22 protein-coding genes are annotated in these 21,235 nt (G+C 67.6%); 11 read left to right on the top strand and 11 right to left on the bottom strand.

Translation table 11 applies throughout. The features are described from left to right. Entirely contained in the window at positions 1-552 is a 552-nt protein-coding gene (locus V7Q39_RS01755) for a F0F1 ATP synthase subunit B' (protein WP_333814531.1), read from the top strand. A 4-nt stretch (positions 553-556) separates the two neighbouring features. Beyond that, a complete protein-coding gene (locus tag V7Q39_RS01750; RefSeq protein ID WP_333814528.1) occupies positions 557-1,111 on the top strand; it encodes a F0F1 ATP synthase subunit B in 555 nt (184 codons plus the stop codon). 492 nt (positions 1,112-1,603) lie between these two features. Here the strand turns inward: V7Q39_RS01750 and V7Q39_RS01745 are convergent, their stop codons facing one another. From V7Q39_RS01745 to dgcA, 5 genes are all read right to left on the bottom strand, one after another. Further along, positions 1,604-1,903: an AzlD family protein gene (locus V7Q39_RS01745; protein ID WP_333814526.1), complete on the bottom strand. Its 300-nt coding sequence runs from the start codon at positions 1,901-1,903 to the stop codon at positions 1,604-1,606. Then, positions 1,900-2,595 (bottom strand): AzlC family ABC transporter permease, encoded by a 696-nt coding sequence (locus tag V7Q39_RS01740; protein ID WP_333814524.1) that lies wholly within the window; start codon positions 2,593-2,595, stop codon positions 1,900-1,902. The genes V7Q39_RS01745 and V7Q39_RS01740 overlap by 4 nt, the downstream gene beginning before the upstream one ends. A gap of 157 nt (positions 2,596-2,752) precedes the next feature. Further along, complete coding sequence (locus V7Q39_RS01735; RefSeq protein WP_333814522.1) at positions 2,753-3,202, bottom strand: YaiI/YqxD family protein; 450 nt, start codon at positions 3,200-3,202, stop codon at positions 2,753-2,755. Positions 3,203-3,304: 102 nt separating this feature from the next. Further along, positions 3,305-4,168: a D-amino-acid transaminase gene (locus V7Q39_RS01730; RefSeq protein ID WP_333814520.1), complete on the bottom strand. Its 864-nt coding sequence runs from the start codon at positions 4,166-4,168 to the stop codon at positions 3,305-3,307. 3 nt (positions 4,169-4,171) lie between these two features. Next, positions 4,172-5,134: an N-acetyl-D-Glu racemase DgcA gene (dgcA, locus tag V7Q39_RS01725; protein WP_333814519.1), complete on the bottom strand. Its 963-nt coding sequence runs from the start codon at positions 5,132-5,134 to the stop codon at positions 4,172-4,174. Between the two features lie 141 nt (positions 5,135-5,275). On the opposite strand from dgcA, the gene V7Q39_RS01720 reads away from it, so the two are divergent. Next, positions 5,276-6,232, top strand: a complete 957-nt coding sequence (locus V7Q39_RS01720; protein WP_333814518.1) for an L-malyl-CoA/beta-methylmalyl-CoA lyase — start codon at positions 5,276-5,278, stop codon at positions 6,230-6,232. A 23-nt stretch (positions 6,233-6,255) separates the two neighbouring features. On the opposite strand, the gene V7Q39_RS01715 is transcribed toward V7Q39_RS01720, so the two are convergent. The 3 genes from V7Q39_RS01715 to dapA form a co-directional block, all read right to left on the bottom strand. Beyond that, positions 6,256-7,098 carry a DMT family transporter gene (locus V7Q39_RS01715; RefSeq protein ID WP_333814517.1) on the bottom strand — a complete coding sequence of 281 codons (843 nt, stop codon included), beginning with the start codon at positions 7,096-7,098 and terminating at the stop codon, positions 6,256-6,258. A gap of 91 nt (positions 7,099-7,189) precedes the next feature. Then, positions 7,190-8,218 carry a trans-3-hydroxy-L-proline dehydratase gene (locus V7Q39_RS01710; protein WP_333814516.1) on the bottom strand — a complete coding sequence of 343 codons (1,029 nt, stop codon included), beginning with the start codon at positions 8,216-8,218 and terminating at the stop codon, positions 7,190-7,192. Positions 8,219-8,317: 99 nt separating this feature from the next. Beyond that, the gene (gene dapA / locus V7Q39_RS01705; RefSeq protein WP_333814515.1) at positions 8,318-9,190 is read right to left on the bottom strand and encodes a 4-hydroxy-tetrahydrodipicolinate synthase; all 873 of its coding nucleotides are present in this window, start codon (positions 9,188-9,190) and stop codon (positions 8,318-8,320) included. A 134-nt stretch (positions 9,191-9,324) separates the two neighbouring features. Between dapA and V7Q39_RS01700 the strand changes: the two genes are divergently transcribed. The 7 genes from V7Q39_RS01700 (at position 9,325) to V7Q39_RS01670 (ending at position 16,690) form a co-directional block, all read left to right on the top strand. Then, the gene (locus tag V7Q39_RS01700) at positions 9,325-11,262 is read left to right on the top strand and encodes a lytic transglycosylase domain-containing protein (RefSeq protein WP_333814514.1); all 1,938 of its coding nucleotides are present in this window, start codon (positions 9,325-9,327) and stop codon (positions 11,260-11,262) included. An 83-nt stretch (positions 11,263-11,345) separates the two neighbouring features. Continuing rightward, entirely contained in the window at positions 11,346-11,825 is a 480-nt protein-coding gene (gene smpB, locus V7Q39_RS01695; protein WP_333814513.1) for an SsrA-binding protein SmpB, read from the top strand. Positions 11,826-11,955: 130 nt separating this feature from the next. Continuing rightward, positions 11,956-12,240, top strand: coding sequence for a hypothetical protein (locus V7Q39_RS01690; RefSeq protein WP_333814512.1), 285 nt, complete (start codon positions 11,956-11,958; stop codon positions 12,238-12,240). Positions 12,241-12,329: 89 nt separating this feature from the next. Beyond that, the gene (gene sseA, locus V7Q39_RS01685) at positions 12,330-13,193 is read left to right on the top strand and encodes a 3-mercaptopyruvate sulfurtransferase (protein ID WP_333814511.1); all 864 of its coding nucleotides are present in this window, start codon (positions 12,330-12,332) and stop codon (positions 13,191-13,193) included. Positions 13,194-13,256: 63 nt separating this feature from the next. After that, positions 13,257-14,432 (top strand): amino acid aminotransferase, encoded by a 1,176-nt coding sequence (locus V7Q39_RS01680; RefSeq protein WP_333814510.1) that lies wholly within the window; start codon positions 13,257-13,259, stop codon positions 14,430-14,432. Positions 14,433-14,438: 6 nt separating this feature from the next. Beyond that, the gene (locus tag V7Q39_RS01675; RefSeq protein WP_333814509.1) at positions 14,439-15,314 is read left to right on the top strand and encodes a DMT family transporter; all 876 of its coding nucleotides are present in this window, start codon (positions 14,439-14,441) and stop codon (positions 15,312-15,314) included. A 56-nt stretch (positions 15,315-15,370) separates the two neighbouring features. After that, on the top strand, positions 15,371-16,690 hold the full coding sequence (locus V7Q39_RS01670) for an acetyl-CoA hydrolase/transferase family protein (protein ID WP_333814508.1): 1,320 nt from the start codon (positions 15,371-15,373) through the stop codon (positions 16,688-16,690). Between the two features lie 13 nt (positions 16,691-16,703). On the opposite strand, the gene V7Q39_RS01665 is transcribed toward V7Q39_RS01670, so the two are convergent. The 3 genes from V7Q39_RS01665 to V7Q39_RS01655 form a co-directional block, all read right to left on the bottom strand. Then, the gene (locus V7Q39_RS01665) at positions 16,704-17,567 is read right to left on the bottom strand and encodes a DMT family transporter (protein ID WP_333814507.1); all 864 of its coding nucleotides are present in this window, start codon (positions 17,565-17,567) and stop codon (positions 16,704-16,706) included. Between the two features lie 271 nt (positions 17,568-17,838). Next, positions 17,839-19,185 (bottom strand): ammonium transporter, encoded by a 1,347-nt coding sequence (locus V7Q39_RS01660; protein ID WP_333814506.1) that lies wholly within the window; start codon positions 19,183-19,185, stop codon positions 17,839-17,841. Between the two features lie 27 nt (positions 19,186-19,212). After that, positions 19,213-19,551, bottom strand: coding sequence for a P-II family nitrogen regulator (locus V7Q39_RS01655; RefSeq protein ID WP_333814505.1), 339 nt, complete (start codon positions 19,549-19,551; stop codon positions 19,213-19,215). A gap of 273 nt (positions 19,552-19,824) precedes the next feature. Here V7Q39_RS01655 and V7Q39_RS01650 point away from each other — a divergent pair. After that, positions 19,825-21,235 (top strand): transglycosylase domain-containing protein (locus V7Q39_RS01650; RefSeq protein WP_333814504.1); only part of this gene is annotated, 1,411 nt, incomplete at its 3' end.

The raw sequence follows: 21,235 nt of genomic DNA, 5'->3' as shown, positions 1-21,235 counted from the left end.
ATGGCAACCGAGAACACAGCGACCCAAGTCGCGAGCCAGTGCGTCAGCGAGCATGGCGGGGCCATCGGCATGCCGCAGCTTTGCGGCGACTGGATTCCCAACCAGATCTTCTGGCTTCTGGTCACGCTGGTCGTGATGTATTTCGTGCTGTCGAAGATCGCCCTGCCGCGCATCGGCGCGGTCCTGGCCGACCGGAAAAGCACGATCACCAACGACCTTGCCGCAGCCGAAGAGCTGAAGCAGAAGGCGGTTTCCGCCGAAAAGGCCTATAACGACGCGCTGGCCAATGCCCGTACCGAAGCGGCGAAAATCGTCGCCCAGGCCCGGGCCGAGATCCAGAAGGACCTCGACGCCGCCACCGCGAAGGCCGATGCCGAGATCGCCGCCAAGGCCGCGGAATCGGAAAAGACCATCGCCGGCATCCGCGACGGCGCTGCCGCTGCGGTGGCCGAAGTCGCCCGCGACGTGGCCGCCGAACTGGTGTCCGCTCTCGGGCGCGGGGCGGATGCGAACACGGTCACGGCGGCCGTCACGGCTCGGCTGAAAGGGTAAGGCGATGAAGAAGCTCTCCATCCTCCTCGCCCTTGCGGCTTCGCCCGCGATGGCGGCCTCAGGCCCGTTCTTCTCGCTGCAGAACACCAACTTCGTGGTTCTGATCGCCTTCCTCATCTTCATCAGCATCCTCGTCTACATGAAGGTGCCCGCGAAGCTGGCCGGAATGCTCGACGCCCGCGCGGCGGCGATCAAGGCCGACCTCGACGAGGCGCGCGCGCTTCGGGAAGAGGCCAAGTCGATCCTCGCCAGCTATGAGCGTCGGCAGAAGGAAGTGCAGGAGCAGGCCGACCGCATCGTCAGCTCCGCCAGGGAAGAGGCGCTCGCCGCCGCCGCCCAGGCCAAGGCAGACCTCAAGACCTCGATCGCCCGCCGTCTGGCTTCGGCGACCGACCAGATCGCCTCGGCGGAAGCCGCCGCGATCCGGCAGGTCCGCGAACAGGCCGTCTCGGTGGCCGTGGCCGCGGCAGGCGACGTGCTGTCGAAGCAGATGACGGCAGAGGCCGCGTCCTCCTCCATCGACGAGGCGATTGCCCAGGTCGAAGCCCGGTTGCACTAAGTCCGATTGCAGAAATCGAAACCGGCGGTCCGCAGGGGCCGCCGGTTTTGCTTTGGCGGGGCCAGGAAGAGATGCCGCTGGAAGGGGAGCGAAAGTGCGACGGGATCAGGACTTGAAACACCTGTCATCCCCGCGCAAGCGGGGAACCAGTGCTCTTGGGCCCCCGCTTGCGCGGGGGTGACAGGAAATTCACCGACGCAGCGCCCCAGCGCGGGGAGGGGAGGGGACTGGGCTCGCGTCAGGAGGTCCTCAATCCCCAACCAGCGCAGCCCGGCCACCACGACGACCCCCAGCAATGCTGCCGCCACATCGCTGCGCAAGACCAGCATCAGCCCCACGACCGACGCCGGTTTTGCTTTGGCGGGGTCGCTCGTCGAGCACTTTTCGTGCACTCCTCGCTGGCGCACCGCTCTCACGACGAGTGCATGAAATGCATCGAGGAGTGACGCTCTGCCGCGCGACGCGTGCACGAAGTGCTCAAGGAGCAGCCTCCTAAAGCCCCATCCAGCGCAGACCGGCCACCACGACGACACCCAGCAACGCCGCCGCCACATCGCTGCGCAAGACCAGCGTCAGCCCCACGACCGATGCCAGCGCCAGCCCCTCGGCCAGCCCGCCCGCCTGCACCGCCAGCGCGGTGATCCCGGCCATCACCGCCAGTGGCGTCGCCCGCAGCGCGGCTTCCACGCGGGGCGAAACCGGCACGAAGCGCATCAGCGTGAAACCCGCCATCCGGCACAGGAAGGCCGCCGCCGCCATCACCGCCAGAAGCATCGGAAAGCTCTCGGTCATGACGGCTCCCGCCAGACCAGCGCGGCCACCGCGCCTCCGGCCAGCCCCGCCCCGATGATCGCGGGCGCCGGGCCAAGCAGGTGGAAGATCGCCAGAGCGGCCGCCGCGCCCACCACCACCGGCAAGAGGTCGACCCTGGTCTTGATCATCGCCGTCACCATCCCGGCGGCAAAGCAGGGCAGCATCAGGTCAAAGCCCAGAGCCTGCGGCGCCGGCAGGACGGAAACCGCCGCCGCCCCCAGCGCGGTGCCCGAAAGCCACCCGACCGCGATCGGTGCCCCGGTCCCCGCCAGATAGGCGCGGTCCTCCTCGCCCGTGCGGATCGCCCGCATGGTCATCAGCCAGTTGGCATCGCCCAGAAGCAGCAGGCTGCCATAGGCTTTCAACGGACCCGCCGACCAGAGCCAGGGCTGCAGGGTCGCCCCGAACAGCAGGTAGCGGGCATTGATCACCAGGATCGTGGCAAACAGCGCCCAGGCCGTCGCCTGCCCGGTCTGCAACAGGTTCACCGCCGCCAGCTGCGCCGAGCCGGAATAGATCGCCGCGCTGGTCGCCACGGCCTTTCCCACCCCGAACCCCGCCTGCGCCGCCACCAGCCCGAACCCCAGCCCATAAGCGAAGATGCTGACTGCCAGTGGCACCCCATCCCGCGCCCCGCGCCGGAACCCGTCAAGGGTAAACGGCGCCCTCATCGCAGGTCAGGGCCTGTCCCGACGTTGCGCTGACCTGTCATTCCCGTGCAGGCAGGGACCCGGACTCGCGGTCGTTTCACCATCCGACTTTGGGTTCCCGCTTGCGCGGGAATGACAGGTCGCGGGGGGTTGAACCAGGTCGGCAATCCACCCCTCATCACCCCCGCCCCGCCTGCCGCAACACCCGGTCCAGGACGTCCAGGAACCGGCTCCGGTCGGCCTTCGAGAACATCTTCCCGCCTCCCTGCCGGAACGGATCGGCCGACCGCAGATCCTGCATAAGGTCCCGCGTGGCCAGCGCCATGCCGACATTCGCCGCCGTCAACTCCTCGCCGTTGTGCTTGACCACCCGCGCCCCCGCCGCCACGCATTTCGCGGCAAGCGGGATATCCCCGGTGACGACCACATCCCCCGGCCCGCAGGCTTCGGCGATCCATTTGTCGGCCTCGTCCGGCCCACTGGACACGAACACGCTCTCGACCAGCGGGTTCTGCGAGGGCCGTATGCCCCCGTTCGACACCACCACCATCCGCACCTTGTGGCGGGTGGCCACCGTCTCCGCCTCGCCCTTCACCGGGCAGGCGTCGGCGTCGATATAGAGCGTCATGCGGCCCCCAGAGGGCTGCGGGGACAGGTTAAGATTTCCCTAAGACCCACAACCAACCCCTTGATTCCAAAGGGCGGAAGAAAGTGCCCGCGCGTGGGCACCTCAGATCGCCGCCTTCCGCATCTCGTCCAGGTAGATCTCCCGCAGCCGGGTGGCCACCGGCCCCGGCTTGCCGGTCCCGACCGGCTTCCCGTCGACCTCGACCACCGGCATCACGAAAAGCGAGGCCGCGGTCGAGAAGGCCTCGTCCGCCCCGTGCGCCTCCTCCGGCGTGAAGGCCCGCTCCTCCACCTCGAACTGAGCCTCCCTCGCGAAGCGAAGCACCGCCGCCCGGGTGATCCCGTGCAGGATATCGTTGCCCAGCGCCCGGGTGATGATCCGGTTGCCCTTCACGATCCAGGCGTTGTTCGAGGTCCCCTCCGTCACCGCCCCGGCTTCATCCGTGAACCAGCTGTCGTCCACCCCCGCCTTCTTCGCGGCCATCTTGCCCATCGAGGGGTAGAGAAGCTGCACCGTCTTGATATCCACGCGGGACCAGCGCAGGTCGGGGATGGTGATCACCTTCAACCCGGTCTTCGCCGCCGGGGCATCGGCCATGTTCGGGATGTCCTGGGTGAAGGCCACGATGGTCCCCGGCAGGTCCGCCGCCGGGAACAGGAACGACCGGTCCCCCGGATTGCCCCGCGTGACCTGCAGGTAGATCATCCCCTGCTCGATCCCGTTCCGGGCGACCAGCTCCCGATGCATCGCCAGCAGATCCGCCTCGCCGACCGGGCAGGTCATCTCCAGCTCGGCAAGCGACCGCCACAGCCGCTTCACATGCCCGTCGAAGTCGATCAGCTTACCATCCAGCACCGAGGTCACCTCATAGACCCCGTCGGCCATCAGGAAGCCCCGGTCGAAGATCGACACCTTCGCCTCGCCCTCGGGCAGGTAGTCTCCATTCACGTAGACGGTGCGAGTCATTCTCTATCCCCAAAGCTGCGGCAGGGCCGGGTGGATGTGGCGGTCGTCGTAGACAACCGGATGGTCGCGGTCCTGCGCCATGTCGGCGGGGCCGTCAAGGTCGGACCAGTCGGCCCCCTGCGCCACCAGGATCGCCGGGGCCATCGAGAGCGAAGTCGCGATCATGCAGCCGACCATCACCCGAAGGCCCAGCCGCCGCGCCTCGTCCCGTGCCCGCATGGCCTCGGTCAACCCGCCGGTCTTGTCGAGTTTCAGGTTCACCACGTCGTACTTGCCCAGAAGCCCCGGCAGCGAGGCCGCATCATGGGCGGATTCGTCGGCGCAGACCGGCAGCGGGCGGGCGATCTCGGCCAGCATGTCATCGGCCCCCTGCGGCAGGGGTTGTTCCACCATCTCCACCCCCAGCCGGATCAGGTGGGGGGCGAGGTCGGTGTAGACCTCGGGCGTCCAGCCCTCGTTCGCATCGACGATCAGGCGGACCTTGGGGGCGCCCTGCCGCACCGCCTCGATCCTCGGCATGTCGGCGGGGGTGCCGAGCTTCACCTTCAGCACCGCCCGATGCGCGTTCCGGGCGGCGGCGGCGCGCATCGCCTCGGGCGTGTCGAGCGAGAGGGTGAAGGCGATCTCCACCGGCTTCGGCCGGGTCAGGCCCACAAGGTGCCAGACCGGATTGCCCGTGGTCTTGGCCTCGAGGTCCCAGAGCGCGCAGTCGACCGCATTCCGCGCCGCGCCGGGCTTCATCGCCTGTTGCAGGGCAGCCCGGGTGATGCCCTCGGGCAGCGCATGAATCGCCGCAATGGTGTCTTCCACCGTCTCGCCATAGCGCGGATAGGGCAGGCCCTCGCCCCAGCCGCGATACCCGCCGCGCGTGACGGTGGCCGTGACTACCCGCGCCTCGGTCTTGGACCCGCGCGAGATTGTGAAGGGGTTGCGGAGAGGGAAGGTTTCGGCCCGGGCGGTGATCATGGCGGGACTTTAGGGGGCGATGCCGGGTTTGGGAAGGTGGCCTGGTTTCTGCAATCGCAAAAGGAATGTTGCACCGCAGCGCGCAAGAATATAGCCATCGGAAAGCGACTTGCGTAATATCCTTGCCCCATAGGTTTCCCCATGAGCTTCCGCCTGCAACCCCCCGCCCCGGCCCGCCCGAACCGTTGCCAGCTGTTTGGTCCGGGCTCGCGGCCCGAACTGTTCGCCAAGATGGCGGCCTCGGCAGCGGATGTGATCAACCTTGATCTTGAGGACTCCGTCGCACCCGCCGACAAGCCGCAGGCACGGGCCAATATCATCACGGCGATCAGCGCGGTAGACTGGGGCCGCAAGACCCTGTCGGTGCGGATCAACGGGCTCGACACGCCCTTCTGGTACCGCGATGTGGTGGACCTGCTGGAACAGGCGGGCGAGCGGCTGGACCAGATCATGATCCCCAAGGTCGGCTGCGCGGCGGATGTCTATGCGGTGGATGCGCTGGTCACTGCCTGCGAGGCGGCGGCGGGGCGCAGGAAGCGGATCGGGCTGGAAGTGATCATCGAGACGGCGGCGGGGATCGCGCATGTCGAGGAGATCGCGGCCTCGTCCCCTCGCCTGCAGGCGATGAGCCTTGGCGCGGCGGATTTTGCGGCCAGCATGGGGATGCAGACCACCGGGATCGGTGGCACGCAGGAGAACTACTACATGCACCGCCAGGGACAGAAATATTGGTCCGACCCCTGGCACTGGGCGCAAGCGGCCATCGTGGCGGCCTGCCGGACGCATGGCGTCTTGCCGGTGGACGGACCGTTCGGGGATTTCTCGGACGAAGAGGGCTTTCGGGCCCAGGCGCGGCGGTCGGCGGTGCTGGGGATGGTGGGGAAATGGGCGATCCACCCGAAGCAGGTGGCGCTGGCCAACGAGGTATTCACCCCATCCGAGGCAGCAGTGACCGAAGCGCGCGAGATTCTTGCGGCGATGGAGGCCGCCAAGACGGCGGGCCAGGGCGCGGCGGTCTACAAGGGGCGTCTGATCGACATCGCCAGCATGCGGCAGGCCGAGGTGATCGTGCGGCAGGCGGAGTTGATCGGGGTTTAGGCAAGGTGGGGTAGAACCCCACCCTACCGTTTCAACGCGAATATCCCGGAGCCAACCACCAGCGCAGCGCCGATCCAGGTGGCGAGGTCGGGGCGTTCGCCGAAGAGCGCCATCGCCAGCACCATGGCGAAGATCAGCCGGGTATAGCGGAAGGGCGTGACGGCCGAGACCTCTCCCGTCCGCATGGCATAGGTCAGGGCATGATAGCCCGCCACCGCGAAGACGGTTCCGCCCGCGAGATATAGAAGGGCTGGCCCGGTCGGGAGGGTCGCGCCGCCGGTGACGGCAAGAAGGATCGCCCCGGCACTGGCGAGCATGGCGAAGCCCAAGGCGCCAAGCTGGCGGTTCGAGAGACCCTTCGGCGCGGCGCGGGTGGCAAGGTCGCGGCCCGCGAAGCCGAGGAGGCCGACGACGGCGAGGAGGGAGAGGGCCGAGAAGTCCGACCCCGGCCGCAGGATCACCAGCACGCCGACGAACCCGACCAGCACGGCCAGCCAGCGCTGCGGCGTGACCCGCTCACCGAAGACCAGCGCAGCCCCGGCGACGACGACGAGCGGTGTCGCCTGCAGGATCGCCGAGGTGGTGGAGAGGGCCGTGAGCGTGATGGCCAGGCCATAGAAGAGACGGCCCGTAACCTCGAACCCGCAGCGGACCAGCATGGGACGGGAAAGGAAGGCGGGGGGCAGGAGCGCCTCACCCCGGCGGGCGGCCATCGCGCTGAAAACGAGCACCCCGGCAAGGCCGATGGTCAGGAGGACCTGGCCGAGGGGAAGGCCGCGGGCGGCGGCCTTGACGAAGACATCCTCGACCGCGAAGCCCGCCATCGAGGCGGTCATGTAAAGCGCGCCGCGCTGGTTGTCGGTCATCGCTGCGTGATCCTCCCCGAGCACTTCGTGCACTCGTCGGAGTTGCCCTGCGAGGAGTGCACGAAGTGCTCGAGGAGCCTGCGCGAAAGCGTCACCGCGCACCCCAGGTGTCGCTTAGCCGGTAGCCTTCCGGCCAGGGATCGGCGGGGTCGAGCATGTGCTGGTGCGTGCCGGTGATCCAGGCCCGGCCAGAGATTTCCGGCAGGATCGCGGACAACTCGCCGACGCGGGTGGTGCCGACGATCCGCCCCTCGAACTGGCCGCCGATCAGCGAGCGGGCGCGCAGCACCTCGCCCGGTCCGATCTGGCCACGCGCCGCCAGGATCGCCAGCCGGGCGGAGACGGCGGTGCCGGTGGGGGAGCGATCGATCTTGCCGGGGCGGATCGAGACGGCGTGCTGCGTCTCCCAGCCATCGGCAGCGCGGGTCAGGGGACCGGCGAAGAGACAGAAGGAGAAATGCCGCCAGTCGGGGTTTTCGGGATGGGAGAAGCCCAGCTGTTCGTCGGCGGCGGTGGTGATCTGGACGCCCAGTTTCGCCATCGCATGGGCGTCCCCCGGCGCATGGGTGAAACCCAGCGCCTGCGCGTCGACCACGACGAAACTGTCGGCGCCATAGGCGGTGTCCACCATCAGGGTGCCGAGGCCCGGCACCTCCAGCGGCACGCCCAGCCGGTCGGCGAAAGAGGGCAGATTACGGACATGGATGCGCTCGGCCTTGCCGTCCTTGCAGTCGGCCCGCACCGTGACCAGCCCGCCGGGCGCTTCCAGGGTCAGTTCGGTGACGGGCTCGGTCATCGGCAGGATGCCGCTGTCGAGAAGCATCGTCGCGACGCAGATCGAGTTCGAGCCGGACATCGGCGGGTTGTCCTCGGGCTCCATGATGATGAAGCCCATTTGCGCGCGCGGATCCTTGGGCGGGACCAAGAGGTTGACATGCCGGAAGACACCGCCGCGCGGTTCGTTCAGGACGAAGTTGCGCAGGGTCTGGTCGCGCCAGAGCGCCTCGCGCATCTCCCACAATGTGGCACCAGGGGGCGGGGCGACACCGCCGACGATGACATCGCCGACCTCACCCTCGGCATGGGCGGAGATGACATGGATGGTCTTCGAGCTGCGCATGGGGCCTCCTTGCGGCGGGCAAGGTGCGCGGGCGGGGCGGAAATGGCAAGCGCCCCGCCGGGCGGGCGGGGCGCTATTTTTTCGGCGGAGGGGAAAGCCTCAGATCAGCCCGGCGTGTTTCATCGCGGCCTTGATCTTTGCCTTGGTGCCGTCGGTCAGGCCCACCAGCGGCAGGCGGACCTCTTCCGAGCAAAGGCCCAGCACCGACAGCGCGTATTTGGCGCCAACGAGGCCCGGCTCGATGAAGATCGCCTCATGCAGCGGCATCAGCTTGTCCTGATACTCCAGCGCCTTGGCGTAGTCACCGCGGAGCGTCGCCTCCTGGAACTCGGCACAAAGGCGCGGGGCGACGTTGGCCGTCACCGAGATGCAGCCGACCCCACCATGGGCGTTGAAGCCCAGGGCCGTCGCATCCTCGCCAGAAACCTGGATGAAATCGGTCCCGCAGGCGGCACGCTGCTGGCTGACACGCTCGATCTTGCCGGTGGCGTCCTTGACCCCGATGATCCGGGGAAGTTTGGCCAGCGTCCCCATCGTTTCGGGCGACATGTCGACGACCGAGCGGCCGGGGATGTTGTAGATCACGATCGGCAGGGCGCAGCAGTCGTGCAGCGCGGTGAAATGGGCGATCAGGCCCGCCTGCGTCGGCTTATTGTAGTAGGGGGTCACGACCAGCGCGGCTGTGGCGCCGACCTTTTCGGCATGACGCATCAGGGAAATGCCCTCGACCGTGTTGTTCGACCCGGCCCCTGCGACCACCGGAATGCGGCCCGCGACGGCGGCGACGACCTCTTCGATGACCTTCTGGTGCTCGGCGTGCGAGAGCGTCGGGCTTTCGCCCGTGGTGCCCACCGGCACCAGCCCGTGCGAACCTTCGGCGATATGCCAGTCGACCAGCTTCTTCAGCGTCACCAGATCCAGCTCGCCGTTCTTGAACGGCGTCACCAGGGCAGGAAGGGACCCTCTGATCATGACGCTTCTCCTCGTGATGGGCGGGATTGCCCTGAAAGCGCGCCCCTCATAGCCGCAGACCGGCTTAAAGCCAAGTCTCGCCGCTAACGCAGTCGTGGCTTGTGAAGTGCAGGGAGGTCAGGCAGATTCCTGCCATGACAGGCAGGAAAAAGACGATCCGGGCGCTGGGTCTGGCCTTGGCCATCCTGGTGCAACCGGCCGCAGCAGATACGACACAGGCGATGCGGACAGCGCTGGAGCTGGCCGCGAAGGCGGATTGGGCGGGCGCGCTGGCGGTCGCCCCTTCGGGCGTCGGGCGCGACGTCATCGAATGGCAGCGCCTGCGGGCGGGCGACGGGCGGCTGGGCGAGTATGAGGACTTCCTCCGCCGCCGCCCGGACTGGCCCGGCCTGCCGCTGCTGCGCGAAAAGGGCGAGGAGGCGGTGTCCCGGTCGACCGATCCGGCCCGGGTGATCGCCTGGTTCGACGCCGGACCGCCGGAAACGGGCAAGGGCGCCATCGCCTATGTCCGCGCGCTTTTGGCGGTGGGCCGGGCGGCAGATGCCGAAACCGAGGCGATGCGGGCCTGGTCCACCCTGCCCTTCGCGGCAGACCAGGAGCAGGCGCTGATCGATCTTGCCCCCGAGGCGGTCGGTTTCGTGCACGAGCTGCGGCTGGACAACCTCTTGTGGCAGGGCCGGGCGAACGAAGCCGAGCGGATGCTGAAGCGGGTGCCCGAGGACGTAAGGGCGCTGGCCCGGGCGCGGCTGGCCCTGCAGGCGCAAAGCAAGGGCGTCACCGGGCTGATCGAAGCGGTGCCGAAGGCGCGGGCGGGGGATGCGGGCCTTGCCTATGACCGCTTCATCTGGCGGATGAGAAAGGACCTCTACGACGAGGCGACCGAGCTGATCCTGGAACGCTCGAAATCCGCCGAAAGCCTGGGCCGCCCCGAGGCCTGGGCCGAACGCCGCGCGGTGCTGGCGCGCTACCTGATGCGCAACGGCCGGGCGAAAGAGGCCTATCGAGTGGCCGCGAACCATCATCTGCCGACCGACAGCGGCGCCTCGACCTATGCCGATCTGGAGTTCCTGTCGGGTTTCATCGCGCTGCGGCGGCTGAACGACCCGGAGACGGCGCTGAAGCATTTCAAGCATCTCCTCGCCGGGGTCAGGACCCCGATCAGCCTGGCGCGGGCGCATTACTGGATCGGCCGCGCGCAAGAGGCCGCGGGCCAGGACGGCAGTGCCAGCTACAAGGCGGCGGCGGTGCACCAGACCGCGTTCTACGGGCTTTTGGCCGCCGAACGGCTGGGCCTGTCGCTGGACAAGGGGCTTCTGGCCAAGCCGGGCACGCCGGACTGGCGGGGCGCGGGTTACGCGCAATCTTCGGTACTTGCGGCGGCGCAGGTGCTGCTCAAGGCGGGCAACCGGACGCTTGCCAAGCGTTTCCTGCTGCATCTCGCCGAAAGCCAGGACCAGACGGGCCTGGCGCAGATGGCCGACATGACGCTGGACTGGGGCGAGCCGCATCTTGCCGTGTTGATCGCAAAGCAGGCCGCCGAACGCGGGCTGATCCTGCCGCACGCCTATTACCCCGTGCCGGATTTCGTGCCGGATGGCTTGCAAGTCAGCCGCGCGCTGGCGCTGTCGATCTCGCGCCGGGAGAGCGAGTTCGACCCGGCCGCCCGGTCTTCCGCCGACGCCCGCGGACTGATGCAGGTCCTGCCCGGCACCGCGAAGCACATGGCGGAAAAGCTGGGCAAGCCGTTCGATGCGGCGAAACTGATCTCGGACCCCGCCTACAACGTCACCATGGGCGCGGCCTATCTGGCCGAGATGGTCGAGAAATTCGGCCCCTCCATCGCGCTTGTCGCCTCGGGCTACAACGCGGGCCCCCGCCGCCCCGAACGCTGGATGACCGAATTCGGCGACCCGCGCCGTCCGGATGTGGACGTGGTCGACTGGATCGAGACCATCCCCTTCGCCGAGACGCGGACCTATGTCATGCGCGTGGCCGAGGGGGTGGTAATCTACCGGGCCAAGCTGAAGGGCGCGGTCGGGCCGGTCAGGATCACCCAGGAGCTGAAGGGGTAGGTCAGGCTGCCGGTTGCCGCATCCGGCCGCAGCGCCTGTAGCGTCTGGACTAAGCCCCGGCCAGACCTTATCTGAACCGGATCATGGTGGCCAAGTCCGATCCCAACTCCAAACTCATCGCCGAGAACCGGCGGGCGCGTTTCGATTACCATATCGAAAGCGACCTCGAGGCCGGGATCATGCTTCTGGGCTCCGAGGTGAAGAGCCTGCGCCAGGGCGGGTCGAACATCGCCGAAAGCTATGCCAGCGTCGAGGGCGGCGAGCTGTGGCTGATCAACGGCTATATTGCCCCCTACCTGCAGGCCAAGACCTTCGGGCACGAGGAGCGCCGCCGTCGCAAGCTTCTGGTGTCGAAGAAGGAACTGTCGCGCCTATGGTCCGCCGTGGGGCGCGAGGGCATGACCATCGTGCCGATGAAAATGTATTTCAACGAGCGCGGCATCGTGAAGCTGAAGCTTGGCATCGCCAAGGGCAAGAAGCTGGCCGACAAGCGGGAAACCAGCGCCAAGCGCGACTGGGACCGGCAGAAGGCACGGCTGATGAAGCAGAACAGCCGCGACTGACCTGCACAAATCGAACATTTCTTGCCGGATTCCTCTGCTTCTGGCATTGTGACCGCTACCGGACAGCACGTTCGGGGGAAAAGCCGGGGCATCACGGGTGCGAAACCGGCAAAGTGGGAAAGGTATCTTCATGGGTATGGAACTGATCATCCAGATCATCGCGGGGCTTCTCGGCGGGAACGCTGCGGGGGCGGGGCTGAAGAACCTCAGCCTCGGCACTGCGGGCAACTCCGTCGCGGGTGCCGTGGGCGGTGGTCTGGGCGGCGTGTTGATGGGTATGCTCGGCGGTGACGCCGGGGCCGCGGCGGCCAACCTCGACATCGGCACCATCATCCAGTCGATCATCGGCGGCGGTGCCGGTGGCGCCGTGCTGACGGCGATCCTCGGGATGCTGAAGAAGGCCCTGGTGAAGTAACGCTCTGGCGCGGGGACCCTCAGGCCCCCGCGCCGCTTGCGCCTGCCCGGCGCGCGTGGATATATCCCGGTAACTCCGGGAGGCCGCACATGACCCCATCGCCGCAGGACGACCCCAAGACGCTGGTCTCGACCGACTGGCTGGCGAAACATCTGCGCGACCCCGACCTTCGCGTGCTGGACGCCAGCTGGTATCTGCCCGCGCAGAACCGCGACGCAAAGGCGGAGTATGAGGCGGGCCATATCCCCGGCGCGCGGTTCTTCGACATCGACGAGATTTCCGACCAGCGGTCCAGCCTGCCCCATATGGCCCCCCCGCCCGAGAAGTTCATCTCGCGCCTGCGGGCGATGGGCGTGGGCGACGGGCATCAGGTGGTGGTCTACGACGGCACCGGGCTGTTCAGCGCGGCCCGGGTCTGGTGGACCTTCCGGCTGATGGGCAAGACCGATGTGGCGGTGCTGGATGGCGGCTTTCCGAAGTGGAAGGCCGAGGGCCGCGAGATCGAGGACATGCCCCCGGTCATCCGCGACCGGCACATAACCACCAGCCGCCAGAACCATCTGGTGAAGGACGTGACCCAGGTCGCCCATGCCGCCAAGCTGGGCGAGGCCGAGATCCTGGACGCCCGCGCCGCCGCCCGTTTCCGTGGCGAGGCGCCGGAACCCCGCGCGGGGCTGCGGTCGGGACATATCCCGGGGTCGAAGAACATTCCCTTCGCCGAGGTGCTGAACCCGGATGGCACGATGAAATCACCCGCCGCGCTGCGCGAGGTGTTCGAGGCGGCCGGGGTGGACCTGAGGAAACCCGCGATCACCTCTTGCGGCTCGGGCGTGACGGCGGCGATCCTGTCGCTGGCGCTGGAGCGGGTCGGGCACCGGAACCATGCGCTCTATGACGGGTCCTGGGCGGAATGGGGCATGTATGACGATCTGAAGGTCGCGACGGGCGCCTGAGCGCGCTTGCCGCTGCATGCGCATTGTGGCACTGGGCTGGCGTCCAAACTCCCGGGAAATCCCATGCTTGAAACCCTGAATCCCCAGCCGCAGGACAAGATCCTGGCCCTTATCGCGATGTTCCGGGACGACCCCCGGACCACGAAGATCGACCTTGGCGTCGGCGTCTACAAGGACGCGACCGGCCTGACCCCGGTGATGCGCGCGGTGAAGGCGGCCGAGAAGAAGCTGTGGGAGGTGGAGACCACCAAGACCTACACCGGCCTTGCGGGCGAACCGGCCTACAATGCCGCGCTGGTGGACATGATCCTCGGGCCGGGCTTCGCCGACCGCGCGGCCTCGGTCGCCACACCCGGCGGGACCGGGGCGATCCGGCAGGCGCTGGAACTGATCAGGATGGCCAACCCGAAGGCACGGGTCTGGATGTCCGCGCCGACCTGGCCGAACCATCCCTCGATCGTGAAATACCTCGGCATGACGGGCGTCGAGTATCGCTACTTCGACACCGCCACCTCGGGCATCGACTTCACGGGACTGATGGAAGATCTGGAAGGCGTGGCGGCGGGCGATGCGGTGCTGCTGCACGGCTGCTGCCACAACCCGACCGGGGCAAACCTGTCCCCCGACCAGTGGGACCAGGTGATCGCGCTGCTGCAACGGAAGGGGGCGGTTCCTTTCGTCGACCTCGCCTACCAGGGCTTCGGCGACGGGCTGGAGGAAGACGCCGCCGCCACCCGCAAGATCGCCACCGCTTTCCCCGAGGTGCTTATCGCCGCCTCGTGCAGCAAGAACTTCGGCATCTACCGCGAACGCACCGGCATCCTGATCGCCCTCACCTCGCCCGACCGCAAGGCCGTGGTGCAGGGCAACCTGAGCTTCCTCAACCGGCAGAACTACAGCTTCCCGCCCGACCATGGCGCACGGCTGGTGACGATGATCCTGGAAGACGCCGCCCTTACCGCCGAGTGGAAGGCGGAACTGGAGGAGGTCCGCCAGAACATGCTTTCCCTGCGGAAGGCCCTGGCCGACGAGTTGCGCCGCGCCACCAATACCGACCGTTTCGACTTCGTCGCCCATCATCGCGGCATGTTCAGCCGCCTGGGCCTGACCGAAGCGCAGGTGAACCGGCTGCGGGAAGAGCATGGCATCTACATGGTGGGTGACAGCCGGATCAACATCGCCGGGCTGAACGCGAAGACCGTGCCGGTGCTGGCCGCAGCTATCGCGCAGGTGATCTGACGCATCATGCTGGCCGTCCTGCTCTCGATTGCGGCGGCGGCCTGTTTCGCGCTGGGGTCGATGCAGGTCGACAGCGTCTCGCGGCAGGTCAGCGCCTTGCAACTGGTCTTCTGGCAGATGCTGTTCGCCTGCCTGATGACCGCCACCGTCGGGCTGGCCGTGGGCGGCTGGACCACGCTGGGCGCGCAGGAGCTTGGCTGGCTGACGGCTTCTTCGGCGGCGGCGGTGATGGTCGGCGGGCTGACCTATATCGCCGCGATCAAGATGATGGGACCAAGGCTCTTCGCGCTGTTCTTCACGCTTTCGGCGCCCTTCGCGCTGGCCCTGGGCTACCTGTTCCGGGGCGAGACTGTGACCTGGCTGCAAGCGGGCGGCGTGGTGCTGATCCTTGCAGGCATCGTGCTGGCGATCCTCGGCCCGCGCAGCGATGACGGCAAGGCCCGGACGCGGGCGCTGGGGCTGGGCACGGCGCTTGGCCTCGTCACCGCCCTGTCGCAGGCCCTGGGCAATCTCTTCGCCCGTCCCGCCATGCTGGCCGGGACCGAACCATTCACCGCGATTGCCGTGCGGTCGGGACTGGGGGCGCTGTTCTTCCTTTTGCTTCTTACCCTGCCCCGCTGGCGCCCCACCACGCCGCTTGGGGGTGCCGACGCGCGCAAGATCGGACTGTCGGCGCTGAGCGGGATGTTCCTTGGCATGTCGCTCCTGATGGCGGCGCTGGCCCGTGGCGATGTCGGCATCGTCAGCACCCTGTCTTCGACCACGCCGATCCTGATCCTGCCCATGGTCTGGGTGGTGACAAGGCGGCTGCCCGGTCCTGCCGCCTGGATCGGGGCTGTGTTGGCGGTGGCGGGGACCGGACTGATCAGCGCGACCAGCTGAAGCTTGGCAGGCCCCCGGGCTCCGTGCTTGACTGTGCGGCAAACCGGGGGGACGTAATGGGCAAGGCGGCGAAGCGGATCACGGCTGAAGAAGCGGCAGCACTGGTCCGGCCCGGCATGTGGCTGGACTACGGCGCGATCCTCGGCCAGCCCGACGCCTTCGACGCGGCGCTGGCCGCGCGGCTTGGTCCCCTGACTGACATCCGCTTCCGCTCCGTCCTCACCGCCCGCCCCCGCGCGGTGCTGGAGGCGGACCCGGACGGGAAGCATGTCCACTGGTTCTCCACCCATTTCTCGGGCTACGACAGGCGCAAGCATGATGCGGGCATGGCGCATTACCTGCCGGTCAACCTGGGCGAGGTGCCGGACTATTACCGCCGTTTCATCGAGCCGCCGGATATCGTGGTCTTCAAGACCACGCCGATGGACGAGCGGGGGTTCTTCAACTTTGGCCCGAATGTCCTGTGGATGCGGGCGCTGGTGGAGCGGGGAAAAGTGGTGATCGTCGAGGAGACGCCGACCCTTCCCTATGTCATGGGCGAAGGGACCGGGCTGCATGTGTCAGAGGCCGACTACATCATCCCCGGCCATGACACGCCGATGGCCGAGCTGCCGAAGGCCGCCGCGACCGAGGTCGACAAGGCGGTCGCCCGGCTGATCGCGGCGGAGGTGGAGGACGGCTCCTGCCTCCAGATCGGAATCGGGGGAATGCCGAATGCGGTCTGCTCGCTTCTGGCCGAGAGCCCGGTTTCGGATCTTGGCATCCACACCGAGATGATGACCGACGGGATCGTCGACCTGTATAGGGCCGGGCGGATCACGGGGGCGAAGAAGCAGCTGAACCCGGGAAAGATGGTCTGTACCTTCGCCCTCGGCGCGCAGTATCTGTATGACTTCATCGACCGGAACCCGGAGGTGGAGTTCCACCCGGTCGACTACACCAACCTGCCGCACATCATCATGCAGAACGACCGTGTGGTGTCGATCAACAACACGACGCAGGTCGACCTTCAGGGGCAGGCGGCGTCGGAGACGGACGGGTTCCGGCATATCTCGGGCACCGGGGGGCAGCTTCAGTTCGTGCGGGGCGCCTATGGCAGCCGGGGCGGGAAAAGCTTCATGTGCCTTGCCTCGACCTACGACAAGAAGGGCGAGCGGCGGAGCCGGATCGTGACGGCGCTGACGCGGGGCAACGTGGTGACCACGCCCCGGACGGACATCATGTATGTGGTGACGGAGTACGGAATGGCGAACCTGAAGGGACGGTCGATCGCCGAACGGGCCCGGGCCTTGATTTCCATCGCCCACCCGGATTTCCGCGAGGGGCTGGAGCGGGACGCCTACGAGCACCGGCTGATCCCGCGGGGGTTCTTCTGATGCCACGGGGCTGCTAGCGGCTGGCCCGCCACGCCGCCAGCAGCCCGGCGGCGGCGATCAGGGCCATGCCTGCGAAGGCCAACGCGTCGGGGAGCTGGTGGAATACCAGCCAGCCGAGGAGCGTCGCGAAGGCGATATGCATGTAGTTGACCGGCGCGAGGGTAGAGGCCGGCGCCTCGCGGTAGGCGGAGGTCAGGAGCAGGTGGCCGAGGGTCGCGCAGGTGGCGTAGACCAGCACCAGCCCGGCATCGGGAGCATCCGGCCAGAGCGGGACGCCGAGGGCGAGGGTCATGCCGATGGACAGAATCGATCCGACCAGCGCGGTGTGGAAGAGAAGCGCCATTGTCGTCTCGGTCCGGGTCAGGATGCGGGTCAACAGGTGGTATCCACTGCCGAGGACGGCGTTCAGCAGGCAGAGCGCCACGCCCCAGGGGTCGAGCCCGCTGCCGGGGCGGGCGATGAGAAGGACCCCGGCGAAGCCCAGTGCCGCGCAGACCCAGCCCAGGGCGCTGACCCTCTCGCCCAGGATCGGGCCGGAGGCGAGCATCAGGAGGACCGGGGTGATGTAGATGATCGCCACCGACTCGGCCACCGGCATCACCTTGAGCGCAAGGAGCATGGTGATGGTGGCGAAGGCCAGGAAAAGCCCGCGCAACAGGACGAGGCCTGTGCGCCGGGTCCGCCAGACGGCGCTGCGGTGGCGGGGCCACATCGTGATCAGGACGAGAACCAGGTTGATCAGGTAACGCGCCGAGAGGATCAGGGTGGCGGCGTAGAGCATCGAGAGATGCTTCCCGAGCGTGTCACCCGCCGCGAAAAGCAGCGTCGCGGCCACGACCAGCGCCACGCCTTTCAACGGATTGCCTTCGGGATGCATCGGGTCTCCTCGCGGGGCGGAGCCTAGACCGGGGCGACAGCGAGGGGAAGGGCGGGCGGCGCCGAGGCCGCCACGCGTGGCGCGGGAAGACCCGCCAAGAATTCCAGTGGGTTGGCTGTGCGCATTCATCAACGGTTAACCGGCAATCACCGCGCATGTGGCGGCGGGAGGGCAGCGGTCGGCCAGATAAAACGGCCCGCTGAGGGAAATCCCGCGGGCCGTTGGTTTTGGTGGCAGGCCGGGAGGAGGTGGCCTGCCGCCCTGTCGAACCTCAGCTGTGGTAGGCCTGTTCGCCGTGGCTGGTGAGGTCCAGCCCTTCGCGCTCGGCGTCGACCGGAACCCGCAGGCCCAGGACCATATCCACCACCTTGTAGAGCACCGCTGAAACCACGCCGCACCAGATCACGGTGATCGCCACGGCAAGGATCTGGGTGCCGACCTGCGCGCCCATGGTCACGCCCTCGGCATAGCCCTGCCCGCCGAAGCCAGAGGCCGCCAGGACGCCGGTGCCGATGGCGCCGATGATCCCCGCGACGCCGTGGATGCCGAACACGTCGAGGCTGTCGTCATAGCCGGCTTTCACCTTGACCACGGCGACGAAGTAGTAGGCCACCAGCGAGGCAATGGCCCCAAGGACGATGGCCCCGACCGGCCCGACCGCACCCGCTGCCGGGGTTACTGCCACGAGGCCCGCGATGATGCCCGAGGCCGCACCCAGCGCCGAGGATTTGCCGCGGATCAGCTTCTCGGCCAGGAGCCAGGCGACCGTCGCGCCCGCCGTCGCAGTGAAGGTGTTGATCACCGCCAGCGTCGCCAGCGTACCTGCCCCCAGCGCCGAGCCCGCGTTGAAGCCGAACCAGCCGACCCAGAGCATCCCCGCACCGGCCATGGCGAGCGGCAGCGAATGCGGCGCCATGTTGTCCTTGCCGTAGCCGGTGCGCTTGCCCAGCATGAGCGCGCCGACCAGCCCCGCGATCCCGGCGTTGATGTGCACCACCGTGCCGCCCGCGAAGTCCAGAACCCCCCAGCCGAAGAAGAGGCCGTTTGCGTCCCAGGCCATGTGGGCGATGGGGAAGTAGACGAATGTCACCCAGAGCACCGAGAAGAGCACCGCCGCGCCGAACTTGATCCGTTCGGCGAAGGCGCCGACGATCAGCGCCGGGGTGATGGCCGCAAAGGTCATCTGGAAGGCGATGAACAGGTATTCCGGGATCGTCCCCGCCTCGGACGAGGCGTCGACGCCCTTCAGGAACAGCTTGCCGAAGCCGCCGAAATAGGCGCTTTCCGAGCCGCCGAAGGCAAAGGAATAGCCGTAGACCACCCAGACGATCATGATCGTGGTGGCGATGCCGGTGACCTGCACCAGCACCGACAGCATGTTCTTGGCGCGCACGAGCCCGCCGTAGAACAGCGCCAAGCCCGGCAGGATCATGAACATGACCAGCACGGTCGCCACGATCATCCAGGCGGTGTCGCCGGTATCCAGCCCCGAGACCGGGGTCACCACTTCGGCCACTTCGGCCACGGCCTCGGTGGTCTCCTGCGCCCAGGCGGGCAGGCTGGCGAGAAGCGCGGCAGAGAGCGCGCCGAGGCCAGCGAGTTTCGCATTCATCTTCATGTCAGGTGTTCCCCTCTTCCCCGCCGGTCACAGCGCGTCGTCATCGGTTTCGCCGGTGCGGACCCGCACGGCGTGCTCTACGTCGAGGACGAAAATCTTTCCGTCGCCGATCTTGTCGGTCTTGGCAGCCTTCTGGATGGTCGTGACCACCTGGTCGGCCAGGGCGTCGGCCACGACGATCTCGAGCCGGACCTTCGGCACGAAGTTCACGGCATACTCCGCGCCACGATAAATCTCGGTGTGGCCAGACTGGCTGCCGAACCCCTTGATCTCGGTCACCATCATGCCCCTCACCCCGATTGCGGTCAGCGCCTCGCGGACCTCGTCGAGCTTGAACGGCTTGATTGCTGCAATGATGAGCTTCACCTTCTGTCCCCTCGTTCCGTTGCATCAGGGCGCACCCTTCGAAGGGAATGAGGCGGTCGAATGCTGCACCTGCACAAGAAACGGACAGGGGCGGAGGCGGCAGAAGCGCCGCGAAGTGCACAATTTCTGCACTTCGCAGGACTGATGCCCAATTCTTGAGCGGCAAAGCGATGCGAATCGTGGTCTGCCCGACTTCGCTTTTCAGGAAATCCGGGCTATGGTCGCCGCCAAACGGGCCCAAAGCAGGCCCAGCTCACGAGTGGCAGAGCAGGCATGGCAGCGAAAGACCGGGGGCGCGGCCCCCTTGTAGCGGACAGACGGTATACTTCCTCGCGCGGGGCGGGCCAGGGCGGCTCGGGCGGCGGGCCGAGGAAACCTGCGCCGCCGAAAAGCACGAAGGCCCCCCGCAAGCGCAGCCGGACACCCCGGCCCCGGCGGCAGCACGGGCTGGTGATCGGGCTGATCCTGACGGTCTGGCGGGTGCTCTGGGGCATCGCCTGGCGGGCGACGGCAATCGGTGCGCTGCTCTATGGCGGGGTGGTCTGGTATTTCTACGCGCAGCTTCCCGAGGTCGCCGATCTGATCGACGGGCGGGCGCGGGGATCGGTCACGATGCTGGACCGCGACGGCGAGGTCTTCGCCTGGCGGGGTGAGACCTTCGGGGGCATGGTGACGGCGGACAGCGTCTCGCCCTGGCTGCATGACGCGGTGGTGGCGACCGAGGACAAGCGATTCTACTGGCATTTCGGCATCTCGCCGCGCGGCATCGCCAGCGCGATCCGCATCAACCTGGCCGAGGGACGGGGTGCTTTCGAGGGCAACGGCGGGTCGACCATCACCCAGCAGACGGCCAAGCTTCTGTGCCTGGGGGTGAAGTGGGATCCGAAGCAGTGGAAGTCGGAGGCGGAATACGAGAAGGACTGCCGCAAGGGCGGCATGTGGCGGAAGATCAAGGAAGTGCCTTTCGCGATGGCAATGGAGGCGAAGTATTCCAAGAAAGACATCCTGACGATCTACTTCAACCGGGCCTATCTGGGCGCGGGCGCGCGCGGCTTTGAGGCTGCGGCACAGCGCTATTTCGGCAAATCGGCGAAGGATGTCAGCGTGGCGGAAGCGGCGATGCTGGCGGGCTTGCTGAAGGCACCCTCGACCTACGCGCCGACCGCAAGCATGGAGCGCGCGCGGACCCGGGCCGCGGTGGTCATCGGGCTGATGGAGGAGCAGGGCTACCTGACCAAGGCCCAGGCTGACGACGCACGGGCCAATCCGGCGGTGCTGTCGAAGGCGGCGAAGCAGAAGGCGGGCGGCTATTTCGCCGACTGGGTGATGGAGACGACGCCGGACTATCTGGCGCGCGACACCACCGAGGACGTGGTGATCGAGACGACGCTGGACCAGGACCTGCAGAAGAAGGCCGAAGAGGCTTTGGCCTGGGTCTTCGAGAACAAGGTCAAGGATGGGTCCAAGGCGCAGGCCGCCATCGTGGTGATGAGCGCGGACGGCGCGGTCAGGGCGATGGTGGGCGGGCGGAACCTGCCCAATGCGGGCGACTTCAACCGGGCGACGCAGGCGCTGAGGCAGACGGGGTCGACCTTCAAGCCCTTCATCTACGCCGTGGCGATGGACCTAGGCTACAGCCCGATGGACTATGTCGAGGACACGCCGATGTGCATCTACACGGCGG

The sequence above is a fragment of the Tabrizicola sp. genome (genome assembly GCF_036781545.1).
Taxonomy (GTDB): Bacteria; Pseudomonadota; Alphaproteobacteria; order Rhodobacterales; family Rhodobacteraceae; genus Tabrizicola.
This window is presented reverse-complemented; position numbering and strand designations above follow the sequence as displayed.